We start from the raw sequence: 13,122 nt of genomic DNA, 5'->3' as shown, positions 1-13,122 counted from the left end.
TAACGCTCTACCATAGCCACTCTCAGCGTTGCGTCGAATTGAATGGCTACAGCACGTTAGATGTGTGCGCAAGATCGCGTATTTGTTTTGTTTGTTGAGCTTCGCAACCAGGAGCGGTTTTAAAGCCGAACTTTCACCGGTTTCCGCTTCTTTTTGCCGTCCGCCCAAAGACGGCACTTCGCGCCAATGAAACGAATTGGCTCGACAGCCGGAAAAACCTACAAAACTCCCATGACGCCGTAGACGTTATCCCCACAGAATGAAAACAATCGTCTACTGAAACAATTTCAAGCTTTAAAAGCGTAAAAGTTGGAAACGAGTACATTATTTTCGTTAAAATAGAGGCTGCTGAGAAAACATACATTGGAGAGACGCATCATATTACGGGTAGAAAACCAGACTGTTGATAAAGTAACGGGGTAGAGGAACCAAAAGGGGCACAATCACTCTTCAGTAACCTACGGCTCTCTCCTGTACGGGTTACGGCGTTGGAACAAGCAGCCTGGCACAGAAAAAACCTGCGAAAGTCAGGCTGTTTCAGCAGAAATGGTTCATTTCGGCAAAAAGCCTGCGATTGTGCAGGAATTTTCGCTAAAAACGCTTCTCAGCCCATGTTCGCGGCGAAAAGCCTGCACATTTGCAGGAATTTTTCGTATCCAGCGCATCAGCGAGCAAAAAACTGTACTTTTGCAGGTTTTCTCCACGTTGCTAAGCAAATGTACTGCCTGCTGCCATGCGAGTTTTTCGCCGATCCAGCTTCCGGAGGCTTCTGCAGGGTTTTGTTTCTCTTCTGCAGGTTTCTGCGGGTTTCTGCGGGTTTCTGCAGGTTTCTGCGGGTTTCTGCAGGTTTCTGCAGCTTTCCCCTGCGTCCTGCTGCAAATTTCCGCATAGCGCGAGCCCTTGGCCTAGTCCAAATAATAGGCCAGACTCTGCAGCTCGGTCGTGAAATCGGCATGGTGCACGCGGATTTCGGGCGGCACCTTAATGATGACCGGCGCAAAATTAAGAATCGCTTCAATGCCGGCTTCGACGAATTGATTCGCCACATTTTGCGCTTCCGCTGCCGGTACCGTAATGATGCCGATTCTGACGCCAAGCCGCGATATCGCTTCTTTCAGCTCGTGCGTCGGCTGCACGATCAAATTATTGATCGTCTCGCCCGTTTTCTCGGGCATCGCGTCGAATACGGCGACAATTTTCATATCGTTGCGCAAATATGTGTTGTAGTTGCACAGTGCCCGCCCCAGGTTGCCCGCCCCGACCAGAGCGACCCGGATATGGCGGTCCAGCTTCAAGATCTGCCTGATCTTCTCGATGAGATAGCCGACGTCGTAGCCGATCCCTTTTTTGCCGAATTCCCCGAAATAGGCCAAATCTTTGCGGATTTGCGCGGGGTTCAAATCGAGCTTTTGCCCCAGATCCTGCGACGAGACCGTCATAATATTTTTCATCGCCAGCTCGTTCAAAAACCGCAAATAAATCGGCAGCCGGCGGACTACAGCTTCGGATATTTTTTGTGTCTTCACCGCTGCGCCTCCCCCATCCATTCCTCAATTCTTGGAATCATTTGTTCCGTCGTCATATGTTCAATCTTCGGACCGGGCAGCGAATAAAGAAAATATTTGCCGTACTGCGTATCGATAACGCGGGTATCGTAAATAATAACGATTCCTTTATCCGTAGCCCGCCGCACGAGCCGCCCGAATCCTTGTTTGAAACGAATGACCGCCTGCGGCACGGAAAATTTCATAAACGGATTTTCGTTCCGCTTTTTAATATTTTCACATTTGGCTTCAATGAGCGGGTGATTCGGAGGCTGAAACGGAAGCCGAATAATAGCCAAGCAGGACAACGCATCGCCCGGGATGTCCACGCCTTCCCAGAACGAGCTTGTACCCAGCAGCACGCAGGAATGGTGGTCCTGGAACATGCGGGTCAGCTTGCTGCGGTTGCCGCTGTCTACGCCCTGTCCAAGCACGGTAATCCCATGCGGCTTTAACCGCTCCTTCATGCCGGCATGAATCTGCTTTAACATCCGGTTGGATGTAAACAGCACGAGCATTCGGCCGTTGGTAACCAAAGCGACATTGCTTAAAGAATCGATAAGTGCTTGTATGAAAACGGCGTCCCCGGAAGGGCCTTTAATCGTCGGAAAATCTCTGGGAATACAGACCAGCGCCTGCTCCCTGTAATTGAACGGGGACGGAAGCTGCACCGTTTTGAGCTTGCCGGCCTCTTCGCCGGCGGGAATTTGCAAACCGAGCTGATCGGCCGAGTATTGGAACGATTTGTTCACGGATAACGTAGCCGAAGTCAAAATGATGCTGTCTTTATTTTTGAAAAAATGCTCCTGAAGCAGCGGACTCACATCCGTCGGCACACTGATCAGCTGCAGCGACTTGCTCTTGGAATACGTGCCGGCTTCCATCCAGTATACGTAACCTTGATCCTCCATTTTCATGAAAAAATGAAGCGCATCCCGGTGCCCGTAAAGCTCCTTCAAAGTTCCGTTCAAATCCGTCACGATGCTCTGGACTTCCAGAACTTCCTGCATCTCTTTGATCTCGCTCAGCATTTTGTCGAGCGTGCGGAGCGTATCGTTCATGCTCAAATAAATGTTGTCCTCCATCATCGTCAGCTCGCTCCAATGCGCCGGCAGCGCCTCGGGCTTCATGCGCAGCACGTATTGCGAGTTCTCCGATTGCGACGGGTCGCTTTTTGCCGTAAGCAGCTCGTACAACCCTTCGCTCAAACGCTCCCAGTCTTCCTTGATCTGCACGATTTTCGGGTACAAACCGTCTATCGCTGCGCTCCAGGCCAAAGCTCTCTCCTGCTCTTCCGCCGCCTTCTGAAGACGAAAGCGGAGCATAGGCAGCTGCCCGCTGCGGTTGTCTTTATACAACCACTGCAAAGAATGGTAAAACGCGCCCGAGTGCAGCTCGATCCCCAGATGCTTGCTGGCCACTTCTTCAAAGTGGTGTGCTTCGTCGATGACCAGATGCTTGTAGCCGGGTAGCAGGCGGTTCTCGGCCTTCATATCGGTAAACAACAGCGAATGGTTCGTTATGATGACATCTGACGTGTTCGCATCGTGGCGGGCGCGGTGGTAGAAACATTTTTTGAACCAGGGACACATCCGGTTCAGGCAGGAATCGGTATCGCTGGCCACCGAATGCCAGAACTGCGCGCCTTTATTGCCGAAATTCAGCTCCTCTTCGTCCCCGTGTTTCGTTTCGCTGAGCCATACGACCATTTGAGCCGCTGTGACCGAGTCGTCCTTGCCGTACTCGTAATCGCGCGTGACCAGCTTGTTTTCGAACTTGCGCAAGCAAAGATAATGACTTCTGCCTTTCAATACGGCCGCTTTAAAAGGTATCGGAAAAATGTCCTTCAGCAGCGGAATATCCCGCTCGCGCAGCTGTTCCTGCAAATTAATCGTATGCGTGCTGACGATCACTTTTTTATCGTGTTTGATTCCGTAATACAGCGCAGGAATCAGGTAGCCCAGCGATTTGCCGGTACCCGTACCCGCTTCAATCATTAAATGCGTGTCGGCCTCCAGCGACTGCTCCACTTCATGGATCATCTGCTCCTGCGCCGGGCGGTCCTCGAACACGTCAAACCGCTGCTGAAGCGCCTGCTTCAAACTGTCATGAAATTCGGAAAAAGCAGCACCGAGCTTCCGAATGTCCTGCGCGTCTCTTTCCTCTTCGTCCTCGCCCCAATCGCTTACGTTCATCGTAAACTGCCGGAAATAACGGTGAGTATCGGTATCGATGCTCGTATTCATTTCCTTGTAGGCGCGGATTTCATCCAAAAACCAGCCCAAATCGCTGGCACCGCTTTCGAATATGTGGCTGAGCCGCTGCACGGTCAAGAGCGGAAGACCGAGTATGCGCTCCATGCAAATGATCCAGATCAAAGCGGTAACCTCGGCGTCGCTGTCGGCCTGATGCGGCCTCTCATGATCCAGTCCGAACATGTCCGCCACCATGCCAAGCTGCAAGCTCGGCGTCGACGGAAACAGCATGCGCAGCATATCCATCGTATCGAGCACGCGGCCCGAAAACGGAGGAAATCCGCATTTCGTCAAGCCTTTCTGCAAAAACGATAAGTCGAATTGCACATGATGGCCGACGAGAACACAGTCAAAAAGAAGCGGAAACATCGCCGTCATCACTTCGTCAAGCTGCGGCGCATGCTCCACCATTTCATCGGTAATGCCGGTCAGCGTAGTAATAGAAGAAGGTATACCCATTCCTGGATTGACCAGGGAAGTATACCTGTCGACAATTTGAAATTGATCTATAATGACAAGCCCAACCTGAATAATTTCATCCGAAGACTGGCTTCCTGTCGTTTCAAAATCCAAAACTGCAAATTTCATGACGTATCCTTCAATCCCTTCGTCCTGCTCTTCCTCTAGCATACCAAATCTGTTCAGGAAAAGGGAATACCCACTTGCCGGTTCGTTATGATTCGTCGAGATTAATGAGCGGTTCCATGCAAGTCGGGTCCGTATGATAAGCTTTTTGAAAATATTCGAAAGCTTTTTCCATATTATGATTTTGCACCTGTATGCAGCCCATGGCATTATAGGAAATGGCTTTCATCTTCGCATTCTCGGTTAGCGGAAGGAGGAATTGGAAATGCCTGTAAGCTTCTCCGAACTCCCCTTTCCTTAAATAACCCATCGCCAAATACATCCGGGCGAGCAAAAAATCCGGCCGCCGCTTCATCAGCGACTCGAACTCCCGAATCGCCTGATCGTACATCGACAGCTTGTAATAGCCCTGTCCCCGCAAAAACTCATCGGTCTGCTTGCCGGTTACATCCAGATCCATGAGCTCTTTATGCAGGGTTTGAGTATCCATCGGAACGCCCCCATAAAACTTTCCCAGCTTCTCCTCGAATTGAAGCCAAGACTCGATAAACTCGTCGCTCATCAGCTTCAGAACTTGAAGCTGCTCGTCAAGCTCGGCTTTTTTGTGGTCTGCGGCATTCGGATACTCTTTTTGGATTTCTTCCAAAACCTCGTTCATCGTGGAAAATAAATGCTTGAACATTTGCCATCCCACCTTTGCTTCGAAAGCTTATCCTCATTCTTTGTTAAGAGCGCCGATTTCATGCATGCCCCTTCAAGGAAGATTGATCAAGGGAAGACGGATCAAAGCACGGTCGAATGGATTTCTTCTTTCAGCAGTTGCGTCACCTTATTGTTCTCGCCCATAATGGCGATCGTCGGCGTATGCCGCTTCGCTTCTTCGTCGGTCATCATCGCATAGGAGACGATAATGACCGTATCCCCTGCCTGCACAAGCCGGGCGGCCGCGCCGTTCAGGCAAATGACGCCCGATCCGCGGGGGCCGGGAATAATATAGGTTTCCAGTCTGGCGCCGTTGTTGTTGTTGACGATTTGCACTTTTTCGTTCGGCAGCATATCCACCAAATCGATCAAATCCTCATCGATCGTAATGCTGCCCACATAGTTGAGATTGGATTCGGTAACGGTGGCGCGGTGTATTTTGGCTTTCATCATCGTACGAAACATTGGGCTCACTTCCTAACGGGTAAAATGATATTATCGATAAGTCTCGTTTGTCCGAATTTGACGGCTACCGCAACAATGACGGATGACGTTTCCGCGGCGGACAACGTTTCATAAGGTTCCAAAATCGGATATTGCAAAGCTTCGACATAATCAATGTTTGCCAGCGGCGCCGTGGCAATATGCTCGCTCACGATCCGGACCAAAGATGCGGAACTCGAAGCCAAGCCGTCCCGCACCGCGGCAGAGGCTTTTTGCAAAGCCTGGGAAAGCACAACCGCCTGCTGCCGCTCTTCGCCGCTCAAGTAGACGTTGCGCGAGCTCATGGCTAGTCCGTCCGCTTCGCGCAGCGTAGGGCAAGGGACAATCTCGACAGGCATGTTCAAGTCGTCGACCATTTGTTGAACGACCGCGACCTGCTGGGCATCCTTTTGCCCGAAATAAGCTTTGTCCGGCTGCACGATCTGGAACAGTTTGCTTACAACCGTCGCAACGCCGTCAAAATGCCCCGGACGGGACGTTCCGCACAACCGGGAAGTTATCCCCGACACGCTAACCGTCGTGCGTATTTCCCGCGGATACATTTCCATGACTTCGGGCAAAAAGACGATATCAACACCCGCGGCTTCCGCCAACTGCAAATCGCGCTCCGTATTCCGCGGATAGCGTTCAAAATCTTCATTCGGGCCAAATTGCAGCGGATTGACAAAAATGCTCAGCACGACAAGTCCGCTTTTTTCCCTGGCCGTTTTCAGAAGGCTCATATGCCCGTCATGCAAATATCCCATTGTCGGCACGAACCCGACGTCCCCGCTGCGGCTGCGCCGAAATTCCGCAATCCTGGCGCGCAGCCCGGCAATGGTGCGAATGACTTCCATCGTTTGAGTTTGAGTCGCTTCCATCGCAGACATCACTCCTTGCCCCCGTATAAATATTGAACGACTTCGTTGTCCATATGAAACGTATGCTCGGCTGCGGGAAAGCTCCGTTCTTTCACTTCTTTCACATACCCGCCGATTCCTTCACGAATAGTTTCTCCAATATTCGCGTACGATTTAACGAATTTTCTGGGTGGCGTCTCCGGTCCGTATTGGAGCAAATCGTGAAAAACGAGCACTTGGCCGTCGCAATTCACGCCTGACCCGATCCCGATCGTCGGGATGGACAGCTCCTTCGTTACCCATGCGGCAAGCTCATCGGTAACGAGCTCCAGCACGACGGCAAACGCGCCGGCACGCTCCAGCGCCTTCGCATCGCTAAGCAGCTTCTCGGCCTGTTCCGAGCTTCTGCCCTGCACGCGGAAGCCTCCGATCTGGTGTACGGACTGCGGCGTCAACCCGAGATGCCCGACGACGGGAACGCCCGCCTTCGTAATCGCCTCCACCGTCGCCGCGATTTCCGCGCCGCCTTCCAGCTTGACCGCCTGCGCTCCGCCCACTTGCATCAAGCGGGCAACACCCTGCAGCGCCAAATCGACGCTGCCGTGATACGTCATAAACGGCATATCCGCGACAACGAACGTAGAAGACGCTCCCCGCACCGCCGCGCGCGTATGATAGACCATATCGTCCAGCGTTACGGGCAAAGTCGAATCGTAGCCGAGCACAACGTTGCCAAGCGAATCCCCGACCAAAATAACGTCGACGCCCGCTTCTTCGGCGAGCTTTGCCGACGGATAGTCGTAGGCGGTAACCATCGCGATCGGAACGCCGTCCTGTTTCATTTTCCTCATTTTAGCTGTCGTTAGCGGCTTGCGCTGTACCATAGGAATCCCTGCTTTCGTCAAAAAATAAAAAAACCTTTTAGCCTCAGAGCTAAAAGGAGCGCACGCAAAAGAATCCAATGATCCTTCCGTCTCGGTCCCTTAAGGCTCAGAGCAGAATCCGACATCTTGCTTGAATTTCGTACTTTCGGTTGTACAAAGCTTTCCTGCGGCTCGCGAGTGCCGTTCCTTCACGGATACAGCCCCGGGTCATAGCAAAAAAATTAAAGCTTTGACACAAGTATAACAAATTTTGCACTATTTCGATACCCTTAATTCCGGCCCGCCGCAACCAACTCTCTATCGCAGCTCGATATCGCCCGAATACACTTTAACCCGCTCGCCCGAGCCCGTCACGATCGTTAACGCGCCCGAATCGTCCAGAGATTCGGCAATGCCTTCGATGATGCCTGCGGGGGTATGCGTCCGTATCGGCCTGTGCAAAGTGACGCTGAGCGCTTCCCACAGCAGGCGGATCGGGGCAAAGCCCTGCTCGGCGTAGAGAGCGTACAAATCTTCGAATTGTTTAAGAAATGCCTGTATCAGCCCTTCCCGGCTGATTTCCGCTCCCGATTCGATAGCCAGCGAAGTTGCGACCTGACGCAGCTCTTCGGGGTAATCTTCGCGCTGCAAATTCGCACTGATGCCGATCCCGGCAATGACGTATTTCAGCCGCTCGTCCTCGCCGCTGCTTTCCAGCAAAATGCCGCTCACCTTTTTGCCGCCGATCAACAGATCGTTCGGCCATTTGATGCCGACGGCCACGCTGCATATTTCCCGGATCGCCCGGCACAGCGCAACGGCGGCGAGCAAAGTCAGCTGCGGCATAAAATAAACCGGGATGCGCGGCGTCAGCACGAGGCTCATCCAGATGCCTTTGCCTGCCGGAGAATGCCACTTGCGGCCCATCCGGCCCCTCCCGGCGGTTTGCGCCTCAGCAAGGACGAGCGTGCCTTCCGGAGCGCCGGAAGCGACGAGTGCGTGCGCTATCGTCTGTGTGGAATCGACCTCCCCGTGTATGTACAGGCGCTGTCCAAGCGACTTCGTCCGCAGCCCGGAGAGCAGCCTTGCCTTATCGTATTTGTCCGGCTTTCTGATCAGCCTGTACCCTTTGCGCGGTGCCGACTCGAATACGTAGCCGGCCTGGCGCAGCTCGGCGATATGCTTCCATATCGCCGTACGGCTGCATGCCAGTCTGCGGCTCAGCTCCTCCCCCGACACATAGGCGCCCTCAAACTCCGCGAACAGCTGCAAAATGCGTTCGTTCATTCGTAGCATTCACTCACATTCCTGTCCATATTTGAACCGTTAGGAGTCGGTCCGATGAGTTCAACGTAACTTCACCGGATAGACTCCTGACGTTAGCGTTAATCCAAACTATCCCGCGCGGCTTGCAGCAAAGCCGCGCGCTCATTGCGCAGCTCGCCGAGCGCGGTGCGCTCCAGCAGTTGCTGCAGCAGCTTGCCCAGCCACGGGCCCGGCTGCTTGCCCAGCTCCGACGTCAGCTCGCCGCCGCTGACGGCAAGCTCTTTCAGGCTGAAGCAGGGAATCTCGCTCAGCCATGCTTCCCCGCGCCGGACGAGCTCCGGCGCGGCTGTCCCCAAGAAGCACGCCAGCTCCGACGAGCCGCGCCCTTCCTCCGGCGGCAGCACGCGCAGCAGCCGCAGCAAATCGCGGGCCGCCGGCTCGCCGCGGCGGACCGCGCCAAGCTTCCAGACCCGCGCGAGCTGCGCAGGGTCTGCCGGCGCCTCGGCCAGCCATTCGCGCAGGCCGAGGATGTCCGCGACCGCGTCCGTGTCGGCGCGGGAGAAGGTCAGCTCCTGGAGCGCCTCGCGGCATATCGCCGCCGGCGTCTCCAGGAGCAGCAGCAGCAGCGCCCAGCGGGTGTGCTGCCGCTCCAACGCGCTGACGGCGTCCAGCGCGAGGTCGTGCGCGAGCCAGCGGTCAAAAGGCAGCGGCAGCTGCTTTTTGACGTGCGCCGTCAGGCCGCTCGCGAGCAGCAGACGGACGGCCCGCGCCGGGGCCGGGCCTTCGATCATGCGCTGCAGCTCGCTGCGCACGCGCTCCATGGCGATGTGGCGCAGCAGCGGCGCTTGCGCGAGCAGCGCTTGCCACGTCACCGCCTCGACCTCCAGTCCGTAGGTCGAGGCAAAACGAATGCAGCGAAGCATGCGCAGCGCATCTTCGCCGAATCTTTCCTCCGCGGCTCCGACGCAGCGGAGGACGCCTGCTTCCAGATCCTTTTGCCCGCCAAAAGGATCGATGATCGCGCCCGCCCTGTCCATCGCCATGGCGTTCATCGTAAAATCGCGCCGCCGCATATCCTCCGTAAGGTCGGAGATATACTCCACGGAAGCCGGGCGGCGGAACTCTTCGTACTGCGACTCCTTGCGGAACGTCGTCACCTCGTACGTCCCCGTCTCCAGGATGACGGTAACGGTGCCGTGCTGCAGTCCGGTCGGCGCCGTCCGTTTAAAGCAGGCCATCACCTGCTCCGGCAGGGCGGAGGTGGCGATGTCGATATCCTTGACAGGTTTGCCCAATACGGTATCTCTGACGCAGCCTCCGACCATATAGGCCTGGTATCCTTCTTCCGCAAGCCGGGCGAGCACATATTCGGCCCCTGCCTTCATTTGTATAACCGACGGTTGTTCCGTCATGCTCCCGCCCTCCTAGCCGCTACTGACAGGATGAGGCGACCAGCCGGTGGGACTCGGGAAGCTCTCTTCCAAGAACGCGGTAATAAATTTCCTCATACTGCACAGTCGTAATATCGTTGCAAAACGTTTGCCGAGCGCGGTACAAGCATTTCTCCACCATCAGCTCGTACTGCTCCGGCTGGCTCAGCATTTGATACACATACTCGGCCATTTGCTCCGTATCGCCGATTTCCGCCAAATATCCGGTCTCTCCGTGCGTAATCAGCTCCGGAATTCCCCCGGCGTTGGAACCGACCGTCGGCACTCCGCAAGCCATCGCTTCCAGCGCGACCAGTCCGAAGCTTTCTTTTTCCGAAGGAAGCAGCATCACATCGGCCAAAGAAATGACCTGCGCCACATCGTCCTGTTTCCCGCAAAACGTAACCCGGTCGCTCAGCCCCAGCTCTTTCACTTTGGCAATAATTTTCGACAGTTCCGGGCCTTCGCCGACGAACAGCAGCCTCGAAGGCAGCCTTTCGCTCACTTTGGCAAAAATATCGACGACATCGGAAACCCGTTTGACCGGTCTGAAATTCGAAATGTGGATCAAAATTTTTTCATCGGGACGGGCGAATTCCGGCCTCAATTTGCTGACGTCCCGCGGGTAATACACCCGTTTATCGACGAAATTGTAGGCAAGGTCAATCGGCCGGTCGATCGCCAGCGATTCTCGCGTCTCTTTGATCAAATCCTGGGACACCGCCGTTACGGCGTCGCTTTCGTTAATCGCGTAGCGGATCAGGTCGCTGATCGATTGGTCCTGCCCCAGAACCGTAATGTCGGTTCCGTGAAGCGTCGTGACGACTTTCAGCTTGCTGCCGATCATCTGCTTGGCCAGCAGCGCGCACACGGCATGCGGGATCGCGTAATGAACGTGCAGCAGATCCAGGTCCTCCATCTTCGCTACCTGGGCCAGCTTGCTCGCCAAAGAAAGATCGTAAGGCGGGTAGCGGAAAACGTAATAATCGCTGACCTCAACCTCATGGTAAAATATATTTTTATGGTATTTCCCCAGCCGGAACGGCATGCTGTGCGTAATAAAGTGCACTTCGTGGCCTTTTTCCGCCAGCAGCTTTCCGAGCTCCGTCGCCACGACGCCGGAGCCTCCCAAAGTCGGATAGCAGGTAATGCCTATTTTCAGCTTATCGCTCATTGTTCCCTCTTTCTCATCACTCGAAACGGTTCACCACAAAGGGCAGTTTCGAGATGAAGCCTTCGGCATAGGTAATCATCCGTTTTTGCCCCATCAGCCTGTCGCGCGCCTCCACCCGCTCCACGTAACCCTGATTCAGCGGAGTCGCCACAGTCCCTTGGCCGGATTCGAATTGCGAACGATATGCGCTCAGCGCGGCGATTTTGCTCTCGTAGACGTCGGTGACGTCCACCATCACATCGGCTTCGTACACATCGTTGATAAAATAAAAGTACAGCTGCTGCACGTTCACCGGCTCGGTCTCCGGCAAATATTTGCGCAGCTTGGCATTAAACGCCGCTTCCTGCACCAGGTGCGAGCAGGCGATATGATCCGGATGCCGGTCCTGCCAATAAGGCGCAAACACGATCCTCGGCTTGTGCTTGCGTATTTCCTGAACAATCCGTTCGATATGCTCCGGCGTCAGCAAAAGCCCGCGGTCGGGCAGCCCCAGATTGGAACGCATGGCCAGCCCGAGAATGCGTCCCGCTTCTTCCGCTTCCCGCTTCCGGTTGTCCACGGTGCCGTTGGAGGACATTTCGGCGTATGTCAGATCGCATATTCCGACACGGTAGCCCAAAGCCGTATGCTTGGCGATCGTCGCCCCCATCCCGATCTCGGCATCGTCGGCGTGGGCGCCGAATATAAGAATATCCAGCGGCTCACTCATTGGAATCAATTCCCGGTTTGTATTTATGCACAAGCTCCCGCCATGCGAAATCGCCACGGTCAAGCGCTTTGACCAAAATCTCGGCTGTCGCGATGTTCGTCGCGCACGGAATTCCCTGAACGTCGCAAAGCCGAAGCAGCGCGATGATGTCCGGCTCGTGCGGCTGCGCCATTAAAGGATCGCGCAGGAAAATGATGAGATCCATCTCGTTCTCGGCCACAAGCGCGCCGATTTGCTGGTCGCCGCCCAGCGGTCCGGACATGAAGCGGTGCACATCCAGCTGCGTGTTGTCCATAATGCGCTGCCCGGTCGTTCCGGTAGCGTACAATTTATGCCCGCTGAATACGTGCTCGTAAGCCGTAACAAAGTTCACCATTTCATCTTTTTTTCGATCATGCGCGATCAATGCAATTTTCAACATGCCGACTCCACTCCCTAATCTATAAAATGCTCAAATCCGTAAATCATCCCCGTGTAGGTCATTACTTTTCTGACCCCTAGCGCAACTCCGGGCATGTAAGCCGCTCGATCATAAGAATCATGGCGAATTTTGAGCGCCTGGCCGGGTTCGGCCATAATGACTTCCTGCTGTGCAAATATGCCCGGCAGCCTAACGCTATGTATTCTAAATCCATTGTAATACCCGCCGCGCGAGCCTTCAATCGTTTCCTCTTCTTGAGGGTTGCCTTGGCGCAATTCTTCCCTCACTTCCGAGATGAGCTCGGCCGTTTTGACCGCCGTCCCCGAAGGGGCATCCAGCTTTTGATCGCCATGGTACTCGATAATTTCCAGGTTCGGGAAATATTTCGACGCCTGCGCGGCAAATTTCATCATCAGAATGGCACCGATGGAAAAGTTCGGGGCGATCAGTCCTCCGATCCCTTGTTCCCGGCATTGCTTGTCCAACGCTGCGATATCCTCGGCAGTGAACCCGCTTGTTCCCATCACGGGACGGACTCCGTGGCGAATCGCCAAATTCGTATGGGCTATCGCAAACTGCGGGCCGGTAAAATCAACGACTACGTCCGGCTTCGACTCGACGAAAGCGAGCTCTACGTCGCTGCTCATCGCAACTCCGCAAGGCTCCATCCCTACGAGCTTGCCCAAATCGACAGGGCCGGAAGAACGGGAAATACCTGCCACCAGCTCCATATCCGGCTCTCTGAGTACCGTTTTGACGACCTCTCTGCCCATTCTTCCGCTTGCTCCTACGACTGCCACTCTTATTTTACGATCCATATCGGCTGTTTC

The 13,122-nt window shown here is 54.6% G+C and carries 13 protein-coding genes; 1 reads left to right on the top strand and 12 read right to left on the bottom strand.

The features are described from left to right. The first annotated feature begins 546 nt into the window (after positions 1-546). The gene (locus AC6RNO_RS09090; protein WP_497105233.1) at positions 547-891 is read left to right on the top strand and encodes a hypothetical protein; all 345 of its coding nucleotides are present in this window, start codon (positions 547-549) and stop codon (positions 889-891) included. 14 nt (positions 892-905) lie between these two features. Here the strand turns inward: AC6RNO_RS09090 and AC6RNO_RS09085 are convergent, their stop codons facing one another. From AC6RNO_RS09085 to dapB, 12 genes are all read right to left on the bottom strand, one after another. Then, a complete protein-coding gene (locus tag AC6RNO_RS09085; RefSeq protein WP_474681368.1) occupies positions 906-1,526 on the bottom strand; it encodes a redox-sensing transcriptional repressor Rex in 621 nt (206 codons plus the stop codon). Further along, positions 1,523-4,387: an ATP-dependent DNA helicase DinG gene (gene dinG, locus AC6RNO_RS09080; RefSeq protein WP_474681369.1), complete on the bottom strand. Its 2,865-nt coding sequence runs from the start codon at positions 4,385-4,387 to the stop codon at positions 1,523-1,525. The genes AC6RNO_RS09085 and dinG overlap by 4 nt, the downstream gene beginning before the upstream one ends. A gap of 85 nt (positions 4,388-4,472) precedes the next feature. Further along, positions 4,473-5,066, bottom strand: coding sequence for a tetratricopeptide repeat protein (locus tag AC6RNO_RS09075; protein ID WP_497105232.1), 594 nt, complete (start codon positions 5,064-5,066; stop codon positions 4,473-4,475). Between the two features lie 101 nt (positions 5,067-5,167). Continuing rightward, positions 5,168-5,551, bottom strand: a complete 384-nt coding sequence (gene panD / locus AC6RNO_RS09070; RefSeq protein ID WP_474681371.1) for an aspartate 1-decarboxylase — start codon at positions 5,549-5,551, stop codon at positions 5,168-5,170. A 5-nt stretch (positions 5,552-5,556) separates the two neighbouring features. Then, positions 5,557-6,426: a pantoate--beta-alanine ligase gene (gene panC / locus AC6RNO_RS09065; protein ID WP_497105260.1), complete on the bottom strand. Its 870-nt coding sequence runs from the start codon at positions 6,424-6,426 to the stop codon at positions 5,557-5,559. A 32-nt stretch (positions 6,427-6,458) separates the two neighbouring features. Further along, positions 6,459-7,313, bottom strand: coding sequence for a 3-methyl-2-oxobutanoate hydroxymethyltransferase (gene panB / locus AC6RNO_RS09060; protein ID WP_474681372.1), 855 nt, complete (start codon positions 7,311-7,313; stop codon positions 6,459-6,461). Positions 7,314-7,610: 297 nt separating this feature from the next. Beyond that, on the bottom strand, positions 7,611-8,579 hold the full coding sequence (locus AC6RNO_RS09055) for a biotin--[acetyl-CoA-carboxylase] ligase (RefSeq protein WP_497105259.1): 969 nt from the start codon (positions 8,577-8,579) through the stop codon (positions 7,611-7,613). Positions 8,580-8,677: 98 nt separating this feature from the next. Continuing rightward, entirely contained in the window at positions 8,678-9,970 is a 1,293-nt protein-coding gene (locus tag AC6RNO_RS09050; RefSeq protein WP_497105231.1) for a CCA tRNA nucleotidyltransferase, read from the bottom strand. 19 nt (positions 9,971-9,989) lie between these two features. Then, positions 9,990-11,162 (bottom strand): N-acetyl-alpha-D-glucosaminyl L-malate synthase BshA, encoded by a 1,173-nt coding sequence (bshA, locus tag AC6RNO_RS09045; RefSeq protein ID WP_497105230.1) that lies wholly within the window; start codon positions 11,160-11,162, stop codon positions 9,990-9,992. 16 nt (positions 11,163-11,178) lie between these two features. After that, positions 11,179-11,871, bottom strand: a complete 693-nt coding sequence (bshB1, locus tag AC6RNO_RS09040; protein WP_474681375.1) for a bacillithiol biosynthesis deacetylase BshB1 — start codon at positions 11,869-11,871, stop codon at positions 11,179-11,181. Continuing rightward, positions 11,864-12,292, bottom strand: coding sequence for a methylglyoxal synthase (locus AC6RNO_RS09035; protein WP_474681376.1), 429 nt, complete (start codon positions 12,290-12,292; stop codon positions 11,864-11,866). The genes bshB1 and AC6RNO_RS09035 overlap by 8 nt, the downstream gene beginning before the upstream one ends. 14 nt (positions 12,293-12,306) lie before the next feature. Further along, the gene (gene dapB, locus AC6RNO_RS09030) at positions 12,307-13,110 is read right to left on the bottom strand and encodes a 4-hydroxy-tetrahydrodipicolinate reductase (RefSeq protein WP_474681377.1); all 804 of its coding nucleotides are present in this window, start codon (positions 13,108-13,110) and stop codon (positions 12,307-12,309) included. Positions 13,111-13,122 lie beyond the last annotated feature (12 nt).

This window comes from Paenibacillus sp. sgz302190 (genome assembly GCF_059820445.1).
This window is presented reverse-complemented; position numbering and strand designations above follow the sequence as displayed.